Annotated in this window: 20 protein-coding genes; 9 read left to right on the top strand and 11 right to left on the bottom strand. The window is 62.8% G+C overall.

From position 1 onward, the window contains the following. Positions 1-59 precede the first annotated feature (59 nt). On the bottom strand, positions 60-1,451 hold the full coding sequence (cls, locus tag ACP7B7_RS21315; protein WP_308922293.1) for a cardiolipin synthase: 1,392 nt from the start codon (positions 1,449-1,451) through the stop codon (positions 60-62). Continuing rightward, complete coding sequence (locus ACP7B7_RS21320; protein WP_426077991.1) at positions 1,448-3,556, bottom strand: site-specific recombinase; 2,109 nt, start codon at positions 3,554-3,556, stop codon at positions 1,448-1,450. The genes cls and ACP7B7_RS21320 overlap by 4 nt, the downstream gene beginning before the upstream one ends. A 316-nt stretch (positions 3,557-3,872) precedes the next feature. Here ACP7B7_RS21320 and ACP7B7_RS21325 point away from each other — a divergent pair, with 316 nt between their 5' ends. After that, the gene (locus ACP7B7_RS21325) at positions 3,873-4,985 is read left to right on the top strand and encodes a porin (protein WP_308922291.1); all 1,113 of its coding nucleotides are present in this window, start codon (positions 3,873-3,875) and stop codon (positions 4,983-4,985) included. Here the strand turns inward: ACP7B7_RS21325 and ACP7B7_RS21330 are convergent. The 3 genes from ACP7B7_RS21330 to ACP7B7_RS21340 all read right to left on the bottom strand — a co-directional run bounded on the left by ACP7B7_RS21330 (position 4,973) and on the right by ACP7B7_RS21340 (position 7,548). After that, complete coding sequence (locus tag ACP7B7_RS21330; RefSeq protein ID WP_308922290.1) at positions 4,973-5,545, bottom strand: DUF3617 domain-containing protein; 573 nt, start codon at positions 5,543-5,545, stop codon at positions 4,973-4,975. The genes ACP7B7_RS21325 and ACP7B7_RS21330 overlap by 13 nt on opposite strands. 81 nt (positions 5,546-5,626) lie before the next feature. Continuing rightward, on the bottom strand, positions 5,627-7,174 hold the full coding sequence (locus tag ACP7B7_RS21335; RefSeq protein WP_308922289.1) for a TerC family protein: 1,548 nt from the start codon (positions 7,172-7,174) through the stop codon (positions 5,627-5,629). An 80-nt stretch (positions 7,175-7,254) separates the two neighbouring features. After that, entirely contained in the window at positions 7,255-7,548 is a 294-nt protein-coding gene (locus ACP7B7_RS21340) for a hypothetical protein (protein WP_308922288.1), read from the bottom strand. Positions 7,549-7,830: 282 nt separating this feature from the next. Here ACP7B7_RS21340 and ACP7B7_RS21345 point away from each other — a divergent pair, with 282 nt between their 5' ends. After that, complete coding sequence (locus ACP7B7_RS21345; protein WP_426077992.1) at positions 7,831-10,659, top strand: M16 family metallopeptidase; 2,829 nt, start codon at positions 7,831-7,833, stop codon at positions 10,657-10,659. 68 nt (positions 10,660-10,727) lie between these two features. Here ACP7B7_RS21345 and ACP7B7_RS21350 read toward each other — a convergent pair whose 3' ends face one another. The 4 genes from ACP7B7_RS21350 to ACP7B7_RS21365 all read right to left on the bottom strand — a co-directional run bounded on the left by ACP7B7_RS21350 (position 10,728) and on the right by ACP7B7_RS21365 (position 12,951). Further along, positions 10,728-11,408: an OmpA family protein gene (locus ACP7B7_RS21350; protein ID WP_426077993.1), complete on the bottom strand. Its 681-nt coding sequence runs from the start codon at positions 11,406-11,408 to the stop codon at positions 10,728-10,730. 151 nt (positions 11,409-11,559) lie between these two features. Then, positions 11,560-11,706, bottom strand: coding sequence for a lmo0937 family membrane protein (locus tag ACP7B7_RS21355; RefSeq protein ID WP_121670992.1), 147 nt, complete (start codon positions 11,704-11,706; stop codon positions 11,560-11,562). Between the two features lie 174 nt (positions 11,707-11,880). After that, on the bottom strand, positions 11,881-12,141 hold the full coding sequence (locus ACP7B7_RS21360) for a hypothetical protein (RefSeq protein WP_308922285.1): 261 nt from the start codon (positions 12,139-12,141) through the stop codon (positions 11,881-11,883). A 153-nt stretch (positions 12,142-12,294) separates the two neighbouring features. Next, complete coding sequence (locus tag ACP7B7_RS21365) at positions 12,295-12,951, bottom strand: glycine zipper 2TM domain-containing protein (protein WP_308922284.1); 657 nt, start codon at positions 12,949-12,951, stop codon at positions 12,295-12,297. A 225-nt stretch (positions 12,952-13,176) separates the two neighbouring features. On the opposite strand from ACP7B7_RS21365, the gene ACP7B7_RS21370 reads away from it, so the two are divergent. Next, complete coding sequence (locus ACP7B7_RS21370; RefSeq protein WP_374694329.1) at positions 13,177-13,932, top strand: Crp/Fnr family transcriptional regulator; 756 nt, start codon at positions 13,177-13,179, stop codon at positions 13,930-13,932. Between the two features lie 71 nt (positions 13,933-14,003). Here the strand turns inward: ACP7B7_RS21370 and ACP7B7_RS21375 are convergent, their stop codons facing one another. Beyond that, the gene (locus tag ACP7B7_RS21375) at positions 14,004-14,222 is read right to left on the bottom strand and encodes a glycine zipper 2TM domain-containing protein (RefSeq protein ID WP_065307233.1); all 219 of its coding nucleotides are present in this window, start codon (positions 14,220-14,222) and stop codon (positions 14,004-14,006) included. A 166-nt stretch (positions 14,223-14,388) separates the two neighbouring features. Further along, the gene (locus ACP7B7_RS21380) at positions 14,389-16,476 is read right to left on the bottom strand and encodes an AsmA family protein (protein ID WP_426077994.1); all 2,088 of its coding nucleotides are present in this window, start codon (positions 16,474-16,476) and stop codon (positions 14,389-14,391) included. 284 nt (positions 16,477-16,760) lie between these two features. On the opposite strand from ACP7B7_RS21380, the gene ACP7B7_RS21385 reads away from it, so the two are divergent. The 6 genes from ACP7B7_RS21385 to ACP7B7_RS21410 all read left to right on the top strand — a co-directional run bounded on the left by ACP7B7_RS21385 (position 16,761) and on the right by ACP7B7_RS21410 (position 19,917). Next, positions 16,761-17,165, top strand: a complete 405-nt coding sequence (locus ACP7B7_RS21385) for a DUF4398 domain-containing protein (RefSeq protein ID WP_308922281.1) — start codon at positions 16,761-16,763, stop codon at positions 17,163-17,165. Positions 17,166-17,183: 18 nt separating this feature from the next. Further along, entirely contained in the window at positions 17,184-18,083 is a 900-nt protein-coding gene (locus ACP7B7_RS21390; RefSeq protein ID WP_308922280.1) for an OmpA family protein, read from the top strand. A 118-nt stretch (positions 18,084-18,201) separates the two neighbouring features. Next, complete coding sequence (locus ACP7B7_RS21395) at positions 18,202-18,738, top strand: ferritin-like domain-containing protein (RefSeq protein ID WP_308922279.1); 537 nt, start codon at positions 18,202-18,204, stop codon at positions 18,736-18,738. A 57-nt stretch (positions 18,739-18,795) separates the two neighbouring features. Beyond that, complete coding sequence (locus ACP7B7_RS21400; RefSeq protein ID WP_094446027.1) at positions 18,796-19,098, top strand: DUF883 family protein; 303 nt, start codon at positions 18,796-18,798, stop codon at positions 19,096-19,098. 16 nt (positions 19,099-19,114) lie between these two features. Further along, positions 19,115-19,501 (top strand): phage holin family protein, encoded by a 387-nt coding sequence (locus tag ACP7B7_RS21405; protein ID WP_308922278.1) that lies wholly within the window; start codon positions 19,115-19,117, stop codon positions 19,499-19,501. A gap of 77 nt (positions 19,502-19,578) precedes the next feature. Then, a complete protein-coding gene (locus ACP7B7_RS21410) occupies positions 19,579-19,917 on the top strand; it encodes a hypothetical protein (protein WP_308922277.1) in 339 nt (112 codons plus the stop codon). Positions 19,918-19,966: the final 49 nt, after the last annotated feature.

Here is a 19,966-nt window from a genome sequence, read left to right on the forward strand (position 1 = left end):
GGTGCAATATAGCGCAAAAGCGGGGTGAGTTCCAGTGGCAGGGTTGGCCAAGCCGGCGTTCACAGCCAGTAATGCATGAACTGCGCCGCCCACTCCTTCATGCGGTCGGCCCACGGCCGTGATTCCCACTTGGCCTTGGTGATTTCTTCCGAGTCGCGCAAGTCTTCCTGGAAGGCGTTTTCCATTTCGCGGCCAAAGCTGTCGCCCAGCACGACCACGTTCAGCTCGCTGTTATGCAGGAAGCTGCGCATGTCGATATTGGTCGAGCCGACGGTCGACCAGGCGCCGTCGATGACCGCCGTCTTGGCGTGCAGCACCGCCAGTTTCAAGTGGTAGATGCGCACGCCGCCGGCCAGCAGTTCGTCGTACAGGGCGTGTCCCGCATGGAACACCAGGCCGCTGTCGGACACGCCCGGCAACACCACCTTGACTTCCACGCCCCGTTTCGCGGCGGCGGTCAGGGCGTCGACCGTCTGCTTGTCGGGCACGAAATAGGCCGAGGTGATATGGATGCTTTTTTTCGCTTCCTGGATCGCCAGGATATACGCCTTGTAGATCTCGAAGCCGCCGCCCGGCTCGCTGGCCACCACGCGCACCAGCTTGTCGCCCACTTCGGCGATCACCGGGAAGTAGGGTGCGTCGGGCAGGTCGGCCTGGTCCTGCTGGGCCCAGGTGCGGATGAACAGCCACTGGAAGGCGGCCGCAGCCGGGCCTTCGATTTTCACGTGGGTATCGCGCCAGCCCACGTCATCCTTGTCGGACGGCTTGGCCTTGGAGCGGAACAGCGAGCTTTTCGAATAGGTATTGCTGATATTGATGCCACCCGTAAACGCCATCTTGCCGTCGACGATCAGCAACTTGCGGTGGTCGCGGTTGTTGATCTTCCACTCCTCGCCCTTGAGCTTGGCCGGATTGACGGGGTTGAAGGCCACCAGGTGGATGCCGGCCGCGCGCATGCGCTCGAAAAACGCCTGTGGCACGCCGAGCGTCCCCACGCTGTCGTAGATGATATTGACCGTCACGCCCGCCTGCTGTTTTTCGATCAGCGCATCGGCAAATTTCAGGCCCATCGGGTCCTGGTCGAAGATATAGGTTTCCAGGTTGATGGTGGACTTCGCTTCGGCGATGGCTTTGAGCATTTCCTTCATCGTCTGCGGGCCGTCGAACAGCAGGGTCACCTTGTTGCCCTTGATCAGCGGCACGCCGGTGGCCGCCTCTTCCAGCGCGGCCTGGGTCTTCAGGTCCATGCCGGACTTGGCCCAGCGCTTGTTGAGCAGGGCGGCGCGGCTGTTGACGTTCAGCACGGCGCCCTTGCCGGTGATCACTTTGGGCGTGGCCACCGGTGCCAGTTCGTTATTCAGATTCTTGACGTCTGGTAACCCAGCGCATGCAACCAGGGTCCAGCACAGCAAGAATGCGGTAAGACAGGGCTGCAGGCGCTTCGCAGTCATTTTTGGCCTTTTATCGGTAAGGGGTCTAGCACTTCATCGGCCAGCGCCAGCGGCGGCGGGTTTTTGGAACCAAAGAAAAACAAAATCGGCGACTTCAGGAAACGCTTGCCCAGGATCTTCAACAGCTGCAAGCCATGCTTGAAGCGCACCTGGCGCGACCGCAGCGCCACCCACAGCGCCAGGCCAAAGCTGACCAGCAGGTTGGCCGTGCCGATGGCGAAGATGCCGGCCAGCGACTTGACGGCCAGTTGCCAGCTCATATTGTGGTCGAGTCCGACAAGCGCTGTCGCAAAGTTGGCGGCCGAGAAGGTAATGTGGCGGATATCGATCGGCAGGCCGATCAAAAAACCCAGGGTGCCGATGGTGCCCAGCAGGATGCCGAAGTAGAAGTTACCCATCAGCCCGCCCAGGTTATTTTCCAGATACAGGCCCAGCCGGGCCAGCCGTTCCTGGCCGATCACCCGGCCCAGGCCGCGCAGTTGCGCGATGCGCTGGGCCCAGCGCGTGTACAGCGCCTGGTTGTCATAGTAGCCTGAAATCAAGCCGGCCACGAACAGGCAGACGCCGGCGATCATGGCGTAGAAAATGGCCGGGCTGCCGATGGGATCGATGTCATGCAGCAAATGCATGGCTTTCTCGGGTGACACCAGATGATGGCCCGTGATGGCGTGGTAGCCCAGCGCGATCAGCCAGGCGGTGGGAATCGCCGTGGCGATATTGCCCAGCACCGCCATGTTCTGCGTGCGGAACACCTTGTTGATCAGCTCGGCCATGCTGTCGAGATCGATATTGCGGCCATCCTTGCTGTGCAGGCCGGCGGCGATGCGCGAGGCGGTCATGGCCGGCTGCTTGGTGGCCACCGTAAAGTGCAGCAAATGGATGAACATGAAGCCGATCGAATAATTCATGCTGAACATGAAGGCTTCGACCAGCGGCGCCGAGCGCAGATACGACATCAGGATCTTGAACAGCGCCATGAAGCCGATGATCACGCCGGCGCCGGCCGACGACAGGAACATGGCCGCCATTTCCCGCCGGTTCTCGGCAATATAGTGTTCGCCGGTGCGGCTGGCGTTTTCCGTCACATTGCGCGCGAGCAAGTTGATATTGTCGGTAAACAGGTCGCTGACCTTGTACTTGTGGTTGTGCGCCTGTATCAGTTCCAGCGCCAGCGCCACGGCGCCCGCGCGGCGGCGGCTGACGGGGCGCGCGTCGATCAGGTCCGGCGTGGCATCAGAAGTGATGGCGGCGATGTCGACATTGATCGAGCCGGGCAGCTCGCCGCTGGTGTCGACCAGGAACAGCAGCTTGCGCAGGCGGTCGATGCTTTGCGCCAGCGCCACCAATAAATACGTCAGCGGAATGCTGGTGCCCTGGTACAGCGCTTTCTTGCGGATCTTGGCGATCACGGCGTCGCACTGGTCCAGCATCACCAGCAGATGGCGGGCGTCCTCGATATGGTCCAGGCTGCCTTGCAGCAACTGGGTGTAGGCGTCGAGGTAGGCGTTCACTTCCGTGTTCTGCACCATGAACGGCGACTGGAACACTTCGATCTCATTGTGAAAGCGCGTCAGTTCCGGCTCCAGGCCCATGGCGCAGACGCGGTAGGACAGGGTGCGGATGGCGTCCAGCATGCCGGGCAACATGATGTTGCCGTCACCCACGGCCAGTTCGATATCGTCGGCCGTCAACACGTCGAGCAGTTCCAGCCAGTCTGTGGCCGGCACATTGCTGATCCACAGGTGATCTGTTTCCAGGTACAGCACCTGGTCGAGCGCGTCGTTCAGGTATTCGTCGCCCAGCGCGGGCGGCAGCATGCGGTAGGCGATGCGGCGTTTCAGTTCGGTAAAGAAGCCGCTGTTCGACAGCACGCCGATATCGGTGTAGAGGCTGGCGTGGCGGCGCGCGGCCAGCACGCGCAGCACGTATTCGTGCAGGGCGCGGGCCTGGGCCGGATTGCCCTTGAGCAGTTGGCGCAAGGTGCGCACGTTGGCAATCGCGGTGGCGCTGTCGTGGGGGCGCTTGGGACGCAATGAATTAAATAGTTCGACCAGCAAGTCGATATTGCTGGTGTAGGGATCAATGCGTTCGAGGATAGCTAGCATGCAGAAAAACGGGCGGGCCGCTGTCGGTAAAACCAGTAGTGTACCTTCTGCGCAAGATCATGCAACGTGCGGCATCGAACACAGGCATGGGGCTATCCTGTAAATGGACGCGTTTGTTGTTTTGCAATCAGCGTTAATAGAAAGCAATTTGGCTTGTTGCGTGTGGACACCTGCAAATGCCGAGCACTTGCTTTCTGTTGTACATCGCACAGATCGCTTGCTTAAAAACGGGGATAAGGTGATAGTAGGTCAGACACACAGCGCGTGTCCTGATCGGTACCGGCAAATTTTTACTGACATTACCGAGATAGCTATCATGAAGACCTCGTACCTTGCGCTAGTAGTGATGGGATCGTGCGTGACCGCGCTCGGGCCGTTTGCGCCCTGCGCGCAGGCCGAAACCACGGCCGCGCCTGGCGGCGGCACCACCGTGTATGGCGTGCTCGATGCGGGCGTGGTGGCCGAGCGTGGCTGCGTGAGCAACTGCGGCAGCACCAGGCTATCGGCCGGCGTCGCCTCCGGCTCGCGCCTGGGCGTGCAGGGCCGCGAAGCGCTGGGCAACGAGGTGGCCGCCGTGTATGCGCTCGAAGCGGGCATCGAGAATGACACGGGGCAATCGGAGGAAGGCCGCCTGTTCGGCCGCCAGGCCTATGTCGGCCTCGACAGCCGTCTGGGCGCGCTGACCCTGGGCCGCCAATACAATCTGCAATATCAGGCCTTGAGCGACGTCGCCGATCCGTTCAAGGGCGGCATGGCCGGCAGCGCCGGCAACCTGGCCGGCTATGGCGTGAAGCGCTACGACAACACCGTCAAATACGCCTCGCCCGCCTTGCGTGGCGTCAGCGCCGCGGCCATCTACAGCTTTGGCGAATCGCCCTACAGCCGCGCGCGGAACCGCGCCTATGGCGCCACGCTCGGTTATTCGGCCGGCGCCGTCAATGTCAGCGTGTCGCACCAGCGCAAGAACAATTTCATCGAGGCCGAAGGCACCGTGCCGGCCATTGACATGTCGGCCCGCAATACGCTGATCGCCGCCAACCTGGACCTGGGCCTGGCCACCGCGTTTGCCGCCGTCGGCATCAACAAGGGCTATGGCAGCTCGCCGTGGGATCCGAGCAATGCCTACAGCTCGCTGGCGCTGTCGATGTCGTCGTCGGACAGCCGCGACACCTTGCTGGGCGTGTCGGTGCCGGTGCGCGGCTTCAATCTGCTGGCGTCCTATGTGCGCAAGGACGACCGCGATCTGTCCAACCGCGACGCCAACCAGGTGGCCGTCGGCGTCACCTATGCCTTGTCAAAACGCAGCGACTTCTATGCCTCGTACGCCAAGATCCACAACAAGAACGGCGCGCGCTATACGGTGGGCAACGCCAGCGACGGCGGCCGCGGCGACGCCGCCTTCAACCTGGGCTTCCGTCACGGCTTCTGAGCTGTGGGCGGCACGGGGCAAGTCGCCCCCAGCCACTTGCCGGTGCTGGCCACATTCACCTGTTCCGCCGTGCCGCGCGCGCTGGTGCTCGCATTCAACTGCATGGTAAACGCCTGGTCGCCCTGGAAGCTCACCTTGCCGGTGCCACTGGACTTCGGATTGGCGCAGGTAAACGACACGTTCATGCCGCCGGGAACGGCCACATTGTTCGACTTGCAGTCACCAGGCTGGCCGGTGGGAATCTGCTGGCGCGCCGCCATTTCCGGCGTGACGCAGGCCGTCACGCGCACGGCGCCATCGGCACCGACGGTCGGCACGGCCATGCCGCGGCTGGCGGCCATCGCTTCGAGCTGCTTGCGCTGATCGGGCGGCAAATTGCCCAGTTGCTGCAGCACCATCGACATGGCGCTGTCGGTGGCGACGTCGGGCGAGGCCATCTTGCTGTCGATTTGCCACAGGCCGGGCTTGATGGGAGGAGGGGTGTCTTTCGCCTGGGCTTGGGCCTGGAAAGCCAGGGCCGCGCAAGCGAGGGTGGCGAGACGGGGAAAAGTGGAATGCATGGCTGGGGTCTCCGGAAAAGGCAGGCCCCAGCATACAAGAAGGCAGGCGGCGCACGCTTGCCTTCTTGTTACAAACTGTGATTACAGGCTATGGTCGGGTTCGATGCGGCGCACGTCGACGCAGGCGATGCGGCGCTCGTCCGCTTCGAGGATCTCGTAGCGCAGGTCGTTCAGTTCCAGCACTTCGCCGACGGCCGGCATGTTTTCGAAGTGCGCCAGCAGGAAGCCGGCCAGCGAGTTGTATTCGCCGTCTTCGCTGACCAGGGTTTCCGTCTCGAACACTTGCTCCAGGTAATGGAGGTCGGTCGCGCCATCGATGCGCCAGTGGCCCGGGCCCAGCACTTCCACGTCGGGCTGTTCGTCCTCGTCCGGGAATTCGCCGGCGATCGCTTCCAGAATATCGATCGGCGTCAGCACGCCCTGCACGGTGCCGAACTCGTCGACCACCAGCACCAGCTGGCCGCGCGAGCGGCGCAGCGTTTCCATCGCTTTCAGCACGCCGGCCGCTTCCGGCACCACGATCGCTTCGCGCATGCTGGCCGGGTCGATCTTGCCGTGCGACACAAGGTCTTCGATCAGGTCCTTGCTGCGCGCCAGGCCCATCACATTGTCGAGGTCATCGTTACAGACGGGAATCATGCTGTGCGGCGTTTCGCGCAGCAAGGTCAGCATTTTTTCGCTGCTGTCGTTCAGGTTGACCCACGATACGTCGCCGCGCGGCGTCATCACGGAACGGATCGAGCGCTCGCCCAGGGTCAGCACGCCGCTAACCATATTGCGCTCTTCCACGCCAAAGGCCGAGATGTCCGGCGTTTCCTGGACTTCATCTTCCTGCACCGCTTCGCGGCCCTTGCGGCCACCCAGGAGGCTCAGCACGGCCTGCGCGGTACGGTCGCGCAGCGGCGTGGTCGATTGCAGTTTCAGGAAATTGCGGCGCGCCAGCTGGTTGAAGAACTCGATCACCACCGAGAAACCGATGGCCGCATACAGATAGCCTTTCGGAATATGGAAGCCCAGGCCTTCGGCGATCAGCGACAGACCGATCATCAGCAGGAAGCTCAGGCACAGCACCACCACGGTCGGATGCGCATTGACAAAACGCGTCAGCGATTTCGAGGCCAGCATCATGACGCCGATGGAAATGATGACGGCGGCCATCATCACGCCCAGTTCGTCGACCATGCCGACCGCCGTGATCACCGCGTCGAGCGAGAACACGGCGTCGAGCACGACGATCTGCGCCACCACCAGGCCGAAGCCCGCATAGACCTTGGAACCGGTGGCCGCGTGCGTCACGCCCTCCAGGCGTTCATGCAGCTCGGTGGTGGCCTTGAACAGCAGGAACAGGCCGCCGACCAGCAGGATCAGGTCGCGTCCCGAAAAGGTAAATTGCCACACCGAAAAGAGCGGCGCGGTCAGGGTCACCAGCCAGGAGATCAGCGACAGCAGGCCCAGGCGCATCACCAGCGCCAGGGTCAGGCCCAGCACGCGCGCCTTGTCGCGCTGGTGCGGCGGCAGCTTCTCGGCCAGGATGGCGATAAAAATCAGGTTGTCGATGCCCAGCACGATTTCCAGTACGACCAGCGTCAGCAGGCCGACCCAGATTGTCGGGTCAAATAACCATTCCATTATGTCTTACCTTGTAAAGTCAAAAAGTTTCAAGCTTGCCCGGCGGCAGGGGTGCCCCGGGCGTGAGGGTGGTCCATGCTTCAGCCGCGAACGCGTGGCGGGCGCGTGGCCTGCCACACGTCCGCTTCGGCAAGTGCGCCGGGTCCCGCCTGCCAGATGATGGCGCAAAAAGGGACCGCCTGGCGAAATGCGGGATACAGGGTGATGGGGTCGTTGTCGCACTCTTCGGCGTCGCAGCTGTCGCTGGCGGCATCGGGCGCGCTATCCGGGGCGATATCCGGAGCGGTCTCGGCATGCGAGTGGGCGTCGGGGCAATCGGCGCTGGCCGCGTGCATGCCGGCGTGCTGGAATGGGGAAGCGCTGGCATACGCCATGTTGGCGTATGCCTGGGGTAAAGCGATGAAAACAAAAAGGCACAGCAGGACGAGAGCTCGTCTCATATACAGGCAGATAGTTCTGGAACGGTCGAGTATAGCACGTCATTATTGCAGGCCTGTGACCAGCTGCTTGCGGAATTGATAAGTTTGCAGTAAATTGCGTTGTAGTAACAATTTCACTACCCGGCGAAGACGCAGCGCCGTGTCGTGAACATTGTCGCGCTGGTTGTTCCATGTTGATGCCTTTTTCTACTAACGCAGTGTTACCAGGACCACGCTTTGAAACCAATTACCGCTCTCTTGCTTGCCGCCGGCATTCTGTCGCCTTCTTTCGTGCTGGCCGCCACGCCGGCGCCGTCCGCCAAAACCCAGAAAGCCGGTGCGCCGGCGGCGGCCGTGAAGGTCACCTCGATCGAGGGCATTACCGAATACAAGCTGGCCAATGGCTTGCGCGTGCTGTTGTTTCCTGACGCCAGCAAACCCACCCTGACCACCAATATCGTCTACATGGTCGGCTCGCGCCATGAAAACTATGGCGAGACCGGCATGGCCCACTTGCTGGAACACCTGCTGTTCAAGCCCAGCGCCAACTTCGGTATCAAGAAGGGCAGCAAAACCCCGGTCGAGATCCTGAACTCGACCGGCGCCCAGTTCAACGGCACCACCTGGTTCGACCGCACCAATTACTACGCCACTTTCCCGGCCAATGATGACAACCTGCGCCAGATGCTGGCGATGGAAGCGGACCGCATGGTCAATGCCGCCATCGACCAGAACGACTTGTGGAACCCGAAGACCAACAAGGGTGAAATGACGGTGGTGCGCAACGAGTTCGAGATGGGCGAGAGCAATCCGCTGCGCGTGACCAGCCAGCGCATCCAGGCGGTGGCCTTTGACTGGCACAACTACGGCAAGTCGACCATCGGCGCGCGTTCCGATATCGAGCAGGTCAATATTCCCCGCCTGCGCGCCTTTTATCACAAGTACTACCAGCCCGATAACGCCGTGCTGATGGTGGCCGGCCGCTTCGACGAAACCAAGGTCCTGAAACAGATCAACGACCTGTTCGGCAAGATTCCAAAACCGACGCGCGTGATCGAGCCAACCTACACGGCCGAGCCGGTGCAGGATGGCGAGCGTTCGGTGACGGTGCGCCGCAGCGGCGGCACGCAACTGGTGGGCGCCGGCTACCACGTGGCGCCGGCCGGCAATCCGGAGTCGGTCGCCATCGATGTGCTGGGCGAGGTCCTGACCAGCGCGCCGGCCGGCCGCCTGCACAAGGCGCTGGTGGAAACCAAGCTGGCCAGCAAGATCATCAACAACTCCTTCAGCACCCTGGAGCCGGGCTACAACCTGTTCGGCGCGCAGGTGCCGAAGGACGGCGACTTGGACGCGGCGCAGGCCGCCATGCTGAACGTGCTCGAAGGCCTCAAATCGCAGCCGCTGACGGACGCCGAAGTGGCGCGCGCCAAGCAGAACCTGGCCAAGCAGATCGAGCTGGCGTCGTCGGATACGGCCAGCCTGACCATCGCGCTGACCGAATCGCTGGCGTCCGGCGACTGGCGCTTGTTCTTCCTGCAGCGCGACCAGCTCGACAAGGTTACCACCGCGCAAGTGCAGGCGGCCGCCGAAAAATACCTGAAGAGCTCGAACCGTACCGTGGGCCGCTTCATTCCGACCGACACGCCGGACCGCACCACGGTGCCGGCCTACGCCGACCTGGCGCCGCAGTTTGCCGGCTACACGGGCCGCGCGGTGGTGGCGCAGGGCGAGGTATTCGACCCCAGCCCCGACAATATCGAAGCGCGCACGCAGCGCTTCACCTTGCCTAACGGCATGAAGAGCGCCTTGCTGCCGAAGAAAACCAAGGGCGGCACGGTCAGCGTAGTATTGAAATTGAACCTGGGCAGTGCCGACAGCCTGGCCGGCAAGTCGGCCGTCGGCAGCTACACGGCCAATCTGCTGTCGCGCGGCACCGATAAACTGTCGCGCCAGGAAGTGAAGGACAAGTTCGACCAGCTGGGGATGCAGTTCAATGTCAGCGGCGGCGCCGAAGGCGTGACGGCATTCCTGATGGGCAAGCGCGAGAACCTGCCGGCCGCCATGGAATTGCTGGCGCAAGTGCTGCAAAAGCCGGCCCTGTCCGAAACGGAATTCCTGGAATTGCAGCGTGAACGTGTCGGCCGCGCCGAGCAGGAAATGCCCGAGCCGCAACCGCTGGCCGTCAATGCCCTGCGCCGCCTGATCGACGCCACGCCGCCCGGCCATGTACGCCACGTCGATCCGCTGCCGGTGGAGCTGGCCGCATGGAAAGGCGTCAAGGTTGCCGATGTGAAGGCCTTCCATGCCGGCTATTATGGTGCTTCCAGCGCCACGTTTGCCGCTGTCGGCGATTTCGATGCGGCTGCGCTGCAAGCGCAAGTGACCAGCTTGTATGGCAACTGGAAGGCGCAGCAGCCGTATGTGCGCATTCCAACCGCCGTCAAGCCCGTCAGTGGCGAAAAGGTCAGCCTGGAAACGCCGGACAAGGCCAACAGCGTGCTGTTCGCCGTCGCGCCGGTGCCCTTGAAAGATGACGCCGCCAGCTATCCGGCGCTGGTGATCGCCAATCACATGTTCGGTGGCGGCGCGCTGCGCAGCCGCCTGGCCGACCGCATTCGCCAGAAGGAAGGCCTGTCGTACGGCGTCGGCTCGCAATTGAGCGTGCCCGTGCATGAAGCGGCCGGCTACTGGATGGCCTACGCCATCAGCGCACCGCAAAATGCCGTCAAGGTGGAAGCGGCGCTGCGCGAGGAAATCGCCAAGGTGCTGGCCGAAGGCTTTACGGAAGCGGAACTGGCTGAGGCGAAAAAAGGCTGGCTGCAATCGGAAGAAGTGAGCCGCACCGAAGACGGTCCGCTGGCGCGTTCGCTGTCGAACTATCTGTCGGATGGCCGCACCATGGCGTACGACAAGAACCTGGAAGCGAAAGTGGCGGCCTTGACCCTGGCGCAGGTGAACCAGAGCCTGCGCGACTACCTGAAGCCGGAAGTGGTGTCGGTAGTGACGGCCGGCGATTTCGCGAAAGTGGCGAAAGAGTCCGGCGCCAAGGCGGCGACCGCGAAGTAATCCTCTGCATGTAAAAAACAGCCGGGCCATGTAAGTGGTCCGGCTGTTTTGTTTGGTGCTGTTGAAAATTAACGTGGAGCCATCTCGGCTACGTAAATTTCCACGCGACGATTGCGGGCGCGGCCGTCGTTGTCGGAGTTCGACGCGATCGGTTCACGCGCGCCGCGGCCTTCGACCACCACGCGGGTCGGCGAGACGCCGCGCATCGACAGGTAGTCGCGCGTGTGCGCGGCGCGTTCGACCGACAGCGGCTCGTTGATCGAGGCGCTGCCGGTGCTGTCCGTGTGGCCGATGATGCTCACGGTGGTGCTCGGGTTGTCGTTCAGGGTGGCGGCAAAGCGGTCGAGGATGGGGCGGAAGTTGCCCTTGATATCGGCGCGGTTGGTATCGAACGAGATGTCGCTCGGGATTTCCATTTTCAGGCGGTTGTCCGAGGTCTGCGTCACTTGCACGCCGGTACCTTGCGTCGCTTGTTCCATCGTGCGTTTCTGGTTTTCCATGCGGTTCGACCAGATATTGCCGACCACTGCGCCGGCAGCCGCGCCCAGCAGGGCGCCGCCAGCCGTGCGGCCGCTGCCGCCACCGCTGGTGGTGCCACCGATCAATGCGCCCAGGCCGGCGCCGACGCCGGCGCCAGTGGCCGTGCCGCGTTGGGTGGCCGACATGTCGGCACAGCCGGAAACGGCGATCGTCAGGGCCAGCATGCCGATCACGGATTTGGCGCCAGGGCCGGTTTTGAATGGATTCATGGAGTTTCTCCTAGTGTTGTTCTTGAAAGTACCCGGGGGGATCACCCGCACACGTTACTGCAAAATCGCCGGGCTTGCCAGTGCCAATGGAAAGACGGCGCCCGTTCGCACGTGCGCCGCCGCCAGCATCAAGCAGAGCCGGCCACAGCCTCTATAGACCGCGCCCGCTGATCAGACGCAACAGGATCATGATCACTGCCACGACCAGCAGAATATGGATGAAGCCGCCGATGGTGTAGGAAGTAACCAAACCCAGCAGCCAGAGAATGATGAGTACTACTGCGATTGTATAGAGCATGATGTGTCCTCCGTGAGTAATGTGTGGATGACCGCGAGGTGGGTGCACCTGCGCTGTCATCGGCTTTTTGCCATTTGCGTTGCTGCCGGAGTGACACTCCCTGCAAAACGCTGATGCCATGACGCATTGTCTACTTTGCTGCCGAAACTATCTGTACGGTGTCGTACATAACTCTTACTTATTCGTGTTTCCTTGCACATTGGCATGTTCTGCTTCGCCCATGCCGGGCAGCCAGGCCAGCATGCCGGCCATGCCGACGGCGCCCGCCAGGCAACTGAGCATGCCGCCGGTCAGCAGCAGCATCACGCCGAACACGGGGGCGACCGCACCGCCGGGCGCCAGGTCCAGCGCGCAAAAGCCCAATATCGTCGCCAGCATGCCGCCGCCGATAAAGCTCAGCCATATTTTGTTGCTGCCTGTAATGTCGTGCTTCATGTCCGCCTCCGTTGGTGGTGATGCGCTTTTAGATTTCCTGAGTGCATCATCTAACGACGGCGCCGACTCATCTGTGCGCCAACGAACATGATCAAAAAGAAAACGCCCGGACTGGCCGGGCGTGTGTGCAATCAGCAACGAAACAAGATGATCTTAGCCGGCGCGCAGGCCGCCGTTGACCACGCGCACGCGGTCGCCCTGGCGCCAGTTCGGCGCCGCACTTTGATGCACGGTGCGGGTCTTGCCGTTGTCCAGGCGCACCACGATGTTGTAGCTGCGCGTGGCGCGCACGCTGCCTTCGATCTGGTTGCCGGCCACGGCGCCACCGACGGCGCCCAGCACGGTGGCCAGCTGCTTGCCATGGCCGCCACCCACCTGGTTGCCCAGCAGGCCACCGACCACGGCGCCGCCGGCCGCACCCACGCCGCTACCCGAAGCGCGGGTATTGACTTCATGGATGGCTTCGATCACGCCGCAGTTGCCGCAGACCTTGGGCGCCGGTGCCGGGGCCGCCGCATATTGCGGTTCAGGCTGTGGTTGTGGGCGTGGTGCTGGCGCCGGCTGTGCCGCCAGTTGCTGTGGCTGCTGTTGGGGGAGGGCGGCCAGCGGCTGGGCGCCTGCCGGTGGTGCGATCGCCTGCAGGCTGGCCAGCTGTTCGCTGGAGGCGGCGCTGCTCAACGGTGCGGCTTCGCGGCTGTCCGAGGTGGGCAGCCAGCCCATCAGGGCGGCCGTGCCGACGCCGCAAAACAGCACCACGGCAACGGCCGCGGCGAGGATCAGGGGATGCAAGGATTTGGTGGTGGTGGTCATGAAATGCTCCTGTCTTGTCTGTGAATGAAATCTGGATGGCTGGCGCCGGGAAGGGCGCGCTCTGAATCTCTGCTTGAATCTTGTTATTGGCTTGAGGCCCCGAGTGTGCGTCGCCACGTGATTCGCTTCCGTGCGTCACCGTACATACATGCGCAAGGCGGCCCCGTAGGCTAAGTAAAAATTATGTCGAGTTGTAACGACACCAAGGAAAAGGCAATGCCATCAATGACCGCTACCATCAACCTGCCCCGTGATGCAGGCCGCTCCGGTCTGGCCTCGGCCGCTGCGGGCAACCGCCTGCTGGCCAGCCTGCCGGAGTCCGACCTCAAGCATCTGTCGGCGCTGTTCGATACCGTCACGGTCGACGTCGGCGACGTGCTGTACGAGCCGGGCCAGCCGATCGGCCACATCTATTTTCCGGGCGACTGCCTGATCTCGCTGCTGGCCGTGGCCGAAGGCCGCATGACGCTCGAAGTGGGCTCGGTCGGCCGCGAAGGCGTGCTGGGCGCCTCCGTCGCGCTGGGCCATGAACTGGCGCAGGTGCGCGCCGTCGTCCAGCGTTCCGGCAGCGCCAGCCGTATCGCGCGCGCCGATTTCTGCGCCGAATTCGCCCAGCTCGAGTCGCTGCAGCGGCTGCTGTACCGTTACACCGACACCCTGCTGGCGCAAGCCATCCAGATTGCCGTGTGCAGCCGCTTCCACGTGCTCGAAGCGCGGCTGGCCCGTTCGCTGCTGATCACGCGTGACCGCCTGCAGTCGGAAAAATTTCACCTGACGCATGAATTCCTGGCCCACACCCTCGGCGTGCGGCGGGTCGGCGTGACCAAGGCGGCCAGCGCGCTGCAGCAGCAGAAACTGATTACCTATAGCCGCGGCAATATCGAGATCCTCGATTCGGCCGGGCTGGAAGCGGTATCGTGCCGCTGCTATGAACTGGTCAAGGATACGGGCACGGCCGGCATGGCCAATGTTTTTGTATAGCTCCAGGCGCCAGGCGCAAAAAAGCGGGGCGGCTACCGAAGTAGCCGCCCCGCTTTTTTGCTTGCCGAAGATTACTTCGGTTTGACCTGGTTACCGATCACGCCGCCGACGGCGGCGCCGCCCACTGCGCCAACGGCGCTGCCGCCGGTCAGCACGGAGCCGGCAACGGCGCCGATGCCGGCGCCGACAGCGGTGTTTTTATCCTGGCCGGACATATTGGCGCAAGCGGTCAGGCTCAGCACCAGTGCGGCGATGGAAGTGGTAGCGGCGAGTTTTTTAATCGTTTGCATGGTAGTTCTCCTTTGGATTCAGTCCCGTGGCGCCGGCAGGGTAGAGGCCGGTAATAAGGTACGCCAGTCAATGTTCAGGCACAGTTACAGAATAGGTTTGCAAGGTATTAAAATCTGTTCGGCAACGCACATAGGGGTGTAACAAATGTAAATGCGACATCGCGCCTCAGCGTGGCAGGGCCCGCTCGCCGGTCTTCGGTTTGGCGCCCTGGCGTGCACGGGTCTTGCCCGGCTGGGGCGCCACCGGCTTGCGGCTGGCCTGGTTCAGCAAGCTGGCGCATTCGCTCTGTTCTCCGGGGCCGGCATTGACCAGCGGCAGCAGGGCGGCAAACGGCGCCACCGCCGCCAGCGCCAGCGCACCGCCGGCGCGCAGCGCCACCACGCCCTTGTCGATACTGACATCGGGGTCGCTGAAGGTGCCCTTCACATAGATCGGTGCGCGCAGCGAGAAGATGCGCACGCCCTTGCTGTCGGGTTGCAAGGTCAGATCGAGTTTTTCATTTTCCAGGTTGATGGTGCCGTCGACATGCAAGGTGGCATCGTCCGTGTCGACGATGAACTGGCGCGTCTGCATCAGGCCATGCGTGACGCCGAAACTGGCCGCCATGCAATTGAGTTTGACCTGCTTGTCGCCCGACAGCTTGGCCAGCACCACGCTGCCGATGTTCAGGCCCATCTCTTCAAGCAGCAGCTTGCTGACGCTGCCCCCATTGATCAGTGCCTTGACTTCGCCATTGGAATTGCCCAGCAAGCTGGCCACCGAGTTGCCGGTGGCGGTGAGTGCCGCGTCGCCATTGATCTGGCCCACGCTGGCTTGCAATGGTTTGAGGTTGGGAAACAGCTGCTTGATCTGCATGCGGCGCGCGCTCGCCTTCAGTTCGGCGGCGATGCGCCCGGGCGCTGTCTTGCCGCTGCCGTCCATCCGGATCTGCGACACCAGCGTGCCGCCGGCGATATTGAAGTTGAGCGGGTTGAGCGAGAGCACGCTGTCGTTCAGCACGATATGCGTGTCGACCTGGCTGATCGGCAGGTTGGCGTCGCGCGTGATGGTGTCGGCCGTGTAGCGCACGTCGGCGTCGAGGCTGGCCCAGCGTTCGGTCTTGAATGTTTCGATCGGCAACACGCGGCCGGCCGGCTGGTTCAGTTGCGCGCCGCGCTGCACCTTGCTGGCGCGGTTGTCGGCGCCCACCAGCGGCCCCAGGTCGTTCAAGTGCAGCAGCTTCGAATGGACATTGCCGGTCAACACATTGCGCGGCTTGCGCTCGGAATACTTCGCGCTGCCGCTGATATCGCTGGAGCCCACCTTGCCGGTGAATTTGTCATAGATCCAGTCGCTGCCGCCGCGCTTGAGCACACCGGTCAGATGTCCTTGCGCGCTGAACGGCGGCGTTTCCGGCAGCAGCACGCCGGTCAAGGCATACAGCTGGGCCATGCTGGGGCCCGATATTTTCAGCAGCACGTCGAGCGCGGCCAGCCTGGTCGGGCGCGTCAGCGTGCCGTCGATGGCCAGGGTGGTGCCGCCCGACCGCATCTCGGCCTGCAGCGGGAACGGCGTACTTTGCTGCTGCAGCGACAGCACGCCGCCGGCCTTGCCGCTGCCTTTCACGGGCGCGCCGCGATAGGTGCCGGCCAGGGTCCAGGCGATGCCGTAGCGCGCGTCAACGATGGTGTCGACGTCGGCGCGCATGGTTGAGTTGGTGATGCCATCCTCCAGATACACCGTGCCTTTGCTGAAGACCACGCTTTGCAGCTCGAACTGCCACGACGAACCGGGGTTCTGTTTTTCAAACGTCCAGTTGTTGTTGCCGTCCTTGCCGCGCAGCAGGCGTAGCTGCGGCGCGTCGAAACGCAGTTCGGGTATCACGATCTTTTTATCAAGCAAGGCCAGCGGGTCGAGCGAGAAGGCCAGCTGGCTGACGCTGGCCGACTGCGGATGGCGCGGATCGGCGACGATGCCGGCCGGATTGCCCATGCGCACATCGCGCGCCTGCAGATGTGGCCAGGGCAGGTAGTCGCGCCAGCCGCGCTGTTTTTCCGCTGACGCCGGCTGGCGCCAGGCCAGCGCCAGGTCGCCTTCGATGGCGAACGGGCGGCCCAGCGCTTCGCTGGTGCGGGCGTTGAGCCAGGGCTTGGCGCGGTTCCAGTCGGCATGCATCAGCACGACGATGGTGACGGCCGGCACGGCGACCAGCAGGCCGGCGGTGGCGAGGACGATCTTCGCGCGGCGCGATTTGGGGAGCGGCAGGTAAGGCATGGAGCAATCTTTCCGGATAATTCTGGCGAGCGGTACAGGGTGCGGGAGTATGCCCGATGCTACAGCAAAAGCGCGGTTTTTCCCGTCCATTTGTACGCTGGCGCACGTTGTTGCGCTGACTATTGTCGCTTTCGTACGCTATGTGCGGCACCGAACTGATAGCGCCCGTGGCAGGGGCTATAACGTCATACATCAGGCGCCGCTTCATGCATCAGCGTGGCGCCGTAGCACAAGTTTTGATGCCCCCTAAAGTTATCCGATTCATGTTCTCCAGGAGAAAAAAAATGACAAACCGAGATCTTTTGAAATCCCCGCTGACCGCCCTGGCCGCCTGCGCCACCGCCGTCGTCCTGATGACCGGCTGCGCCAGCCAGAAAACGCCGGCCACCGCCGACGTGGCCGTATCGCGTGCCGCACTCGACAACGCCGCCAGCGCCGGCGCCGCCGAACTGGCGCCCGATGAAATGCGTTCGGCCCGCGAAAAAATGATGCGCGCCAACCAGGCGCTGAAAGACCGCGACTACAAGCTGGCACGCGAGCTGGCCGACCAGGCGCAAGCCGATGCCAAGCTGGCGCAAAGCAAGGCCAATTCGACCAAGGCGACCACCGCCGCCGACGAAATCAACGAGAACATCCGCGTCATGCGCGAAGAACTGAACCGCGCCAACAGTCAAGCTCCCCAACAATAAGAACAGGAACCCATCATCATGAAAAAAGCTACCTACACCACGATTCCCGGCCTGCTGGCCATGGCTGCCCTGGTTGCCGCCTGCAGCTCCGCGCCAACCACCACCAGCCTGCTCGACCAGACCCGCGGCGACTACATGGCCGCCCAGTCGAACCCGATGGTATCGACCTATGCGGCGCGCGAATGGCGTGACGCCAGCGCCGCGCTGGAAGCGGCAAATGCCGCCGCCACCCGCCAGGAAGACAAGGAGCAGGTCGACAAGCTGGCCTATCTGGCCAAGCAAAAAATCGCCACCGCACAGGAAGTCGCCAAGCAGAAAGCCGCCGAGGCTGATGTCGCCAACGCTGGCAAGCAGCGCGACGAATTGCGCCTCGAAGCACGCACCCAGCAGGCTGACCAGGCCACCGCCCGCGCCCAGGCTGCGCAGGCGGCTGCCGAAGCGGCCAAGGCCCAGGCGCAAAGCGCTGAAATGGCGACCCGCGATGCCCAGGCCCGCGCTAGCGCCCTGGAAATGCAACTGGCCGACCTGGCCGCCAAGAAAACCGAACGCGGCATGATCATCACCCTGGGCGACGTGCTGTTCGGCACCGACAAGGCCGACCTGACTTCGAACGGCGTCAACACCGCCAACAAGCTGGCCGAAGTGCTGAAAAACAATCCGCAGCGCACCGTGCTGATCGAAGGCTTTACGGACAGCACCGGCAGCGCCGCGCATAACCTGGAACTGTCGCAGCGCCGTGCCGAGTCCGTGCGTAACGCCTTGCTGGGCCAGGGCATCGCCCGCGACCGCATCGCCACGCGCGGCTATGGCGTCGCTTACCCTGCGGCGGGCAACGATACGGCGGCGAATCGCCAGCTGAATCGCCGCGTGGAAATCGTGCTGTCGGAAGACAACACGGCCATTCCCGCCCGTCGTTAATCTGAACTGATTGGTGTCACGCGCGGCACGGGGCAGGCGCCCTGTGCCGCGGCAGTACCAAGGCAGCGCCGGCCCTGTTTGGCCGGCGGATACCCACGCTAGAATTGAGAGGAAAATTATGTCCGATACTTCAGTTGCCACTCCTTCGGGAATCGATACCGCCGCCATTCGCGCCGCCGCCCGCAATCTGGACGATGGCGCCGTCACGGAAGGCTACCAGGGAAACCGCCAGGAAGTCATCACCATGTTGAATGGCGCCCTGGCGACCGAGCTGGTGTGCATTGCACGCTACAAGCGCCATTACTACACCGTGAGCGGACGTGATAACGGCACCATCAAGGCCGAGTTCCTCGAACATGCTCAGCAGGAACAGGAACACGCCGACTGGCTGGCCGAACGCATCGTTCAATTGAACGGCAAGCCAGATTTTAATCCGGCAACATTGCTTGAGCGCAGCCATGCCGAGTATGATGACTCCGACGACGTGCAAAGCATGGTCAAGGCCAATCTGATCGCCGAGCGCGTGGCGATCGAATCGTACCGCCAGATGATCGTCACGATCGGCGAGAAGGACCCGACCACGCGCCACTTGTTGATCAAGATCATGGCCGTCGAAGAAGAGCACGCCGACGACATGCGCGATCTGATGGAATAAGCTTTCGTCAAAACGTTGTCACCACAATACATTCATCCACCGCTGAGGAGTTTAACCATGTTGGAAAACAATATCACCACCGTCAATAACGATGTCAAAACCCTGGTGAAAGATGCCCAGGCATTGTTCAGCGCCGCTGCCGCCCTGACCGGCGAAAAAGCCGACGAAGTGCGCGTCAAGGGCATGAAAACCCTGGACGCCGCCCTGGTCAAGGCGCAGGAAGCCCAAGCCGCCGCCATCGTGTCGGCCAAGGAACTGGCATCCCAAGCTGATGGCTATGTGAAAGAAAACCCATGGCGCACGGTGGCCCTCGCCGCTGGCGTCGGCGTGCTGATCGGCTTTATCCTGGGCCGCAAGTAACCAAGTCGGGAGCGATATGGACAAGTCTGCTTCGTCTCACCAGGGGCCGGGATTGATCGCCTCGATCGCCGGCCTGGCCAGAAACGCGGTCGGACTGATGTTGTCGCGGCTGGAACTGGCAAGCATCGAATTGTCGGAAGTGCGCAACCATCTGCTGCAACTGGTCGTCATTTTCGCCCTGGCGATGGTGGCGGGCCTGTTTGCCATCGCTTATGGCAGCGTGCTGGTGGTCTTCCTGGCCTGGGATAGTCTGGGCTGGAAGATACTGCTGATCATGACGGCCGTGTTCCTGCTGCTGGCTGTCGGGCTCGTCATGTACGCGCGCGCGATGCTACGTCAAGGCAAGCTTTCGCTGCCAGCCACCATGGCTGAATTGAAGGCCGACCGCGACATGCTGATCTAGTACCAGCTGGCAAGGCCCGCACGGAATCGCTTCCCTGCGGGCCTTGTCTTTGCCATGCTGCCCAAGGAGAAACACTCATGTCGGACCACGACAAAATGACGCTGCAAGCGGCGCGCAAGCGGCAATTGATTGCCGAAGGCGAACTGTACCGCGTGAGCATCGTGCATGCCCGCGCCAATGTGGGCCATGCGCTGCGCCCCGAAACCATGCTGCAGGGCGTGATGCACACGGTGAGCGGCTTTGCCGGCCACCGCGTCGAATCACTGCTGGCGCCGGGCGGCTTTCGCCTGCAAAGCCTGATGCCTTACGCGATGACGGCGCTGTCCTTCATCGGCCGCAAGAAGCTGGTCAAGCCGGCGCTGGTGCTGGTGGCCGTCGCCGCCGTTGCCGCCGGCTGGCTGCGGCGCAAGCACTGAAACTGCAGCACCATCCCGAACGCCGTCATTGACGGCGTTTTTTTTGCAT

Source organism: Janthinobacterium sp. PSPC3-1 (assembly GCF_049896105.1).
Lineage (GTDB): Bacteria > Pseudomonadota > Gammaproteobacteria > Burkholderiales > Burkholderiaceae_D > Janthinobacterium.

Coding starts and splice junctions, on each gene's coding strand:
- cls (WP_308922293.1), bottom strand. CDS start 1,451: ATGACTGCGAAGCGCCTGCAGCCCTGTCTTACCGCATTCTTGCTGTGC.
- ACP7B7_RS21365 (WP_308922284.1), bottom strand. CDS start 12,951: ATGACCACCACCACCAAATCCTTGCATCCCCTGATCCTCGCCGCGGCC.
- ACP7B7_RS21390 (WP_308922280.1), top strand. CDS start 17,184: ATGAAAAAAGCTACCTACACCACGATTCCCGGCCTGCTGGCCATGGCT.
- ACP7B7_RS21330 (WP_308922290.1), bottom strand. CDS start 5,545: ATGCATTCCACTTTTCCCCGTCTCGCCACCCTCGCTTGCGCGGCCCTG.
- ACP7B7_RS21385 (WP_308922281.1), top strand. CDS start 16,761: ATGACAAACCGAGATCTTTTGAAATCCCCGCTGACCGCCCTGGCCGCC.
- ACP7B7_RS21410 (WP_308922277.1), top strand. CDS start 19,579: ATGTCGGACCACGACAAAATGACGCTGCAAGCGGCGCGCAAGCGGCAA.
- ACP7B7_RS21320 (WP_426077991.1), bottom strand. CDS start 3,556: ATGCTAGCTATCCTCGAACGCATTGATCCCTACACCAGCAATATCGAC.
- ACP7B7_RS21325 (WP_308922291.1), top strand. CDS start 3,873: ATGAAGACCTCGTACCTTGCGCTAGTAGTGATGGGATCGTGCGTGACC.
- ACP7B7_RS21335 (WP_308922289.1), bottom strand. CDS start 7,174: ATGGAATGGTTATTTGACCCGACAATCTGGGTCGGCCTGCTGACGCTG.
- ACP7B7_RS21375 (WP_065307233.1), bottom strand. CDS start 14,222: ATGCAAACGATTAAAAAACTCGCCGCTACCACTTCCATCGCCGCACTG.
- ACP7B7_RS21340 (WP_308922288.1), bottom strand. CDS start 7,548: ATGGCGTATGCCAGCGCTTCCCCATTCCAGCACGCCGGCATGCACGCG.
- ACP7B7_RS21350 (WP_426077993.1), bottom strand. CDS start 11,408: ATGAATCCATTCAAAACCGGCCCTGGCGCCAAATCCGTGATCGGCATG.
- ACP7B7_RS21380 (WP_426077994.1), bottom strand. CDS start 16,476: ATGCCTTACCTGCCGCTCCCCAAATCGCGCCGCGCGAAGATCGTCCTC.
- ACP7B7_RS21370 (WP_374694329.1), top strand. CDS start 13,177: ATGACCGCTACCATCAACCTGCCCCGTGATGCAGGCCGCTCCGGTCTG.
- ACP7B7_RS21400 (WP_094446027.1), top strand. CDS start 18,796: ATGTTGGAAAACAATATCACCACCGTCAATAACGATGTCAAAACCCTG.
- ACP7B7_RS21395 (WP_308922279.1), top strand. CDS start 18,202: ATGTCCGATACTTCAGTTGCCACTCCTTCGGGAATCGATACCGCCGCC.
- ACP7B7_RS21405 (WP_308922278.1), top strand. CDS start 19,115: ATGGACAAGTCTGCTTCGTCTCACCAGGGGCCGGGATTGATCGCCTCG.
- ACP7B7_RS21355 (WP_121670992.1), bottom strand. CDS start 11,706: ATGCTCTATACAATCGCAGTAGTACTCATCATTCTCTGGCTGCTGGGT.
- ACP7B7_RS21360 (WP_308922285.1), bottom strand. CDS start 12,141: ATGAAGCACGACATTACAGGCAGCAACAAAATATGGCTGAGCTTTATC.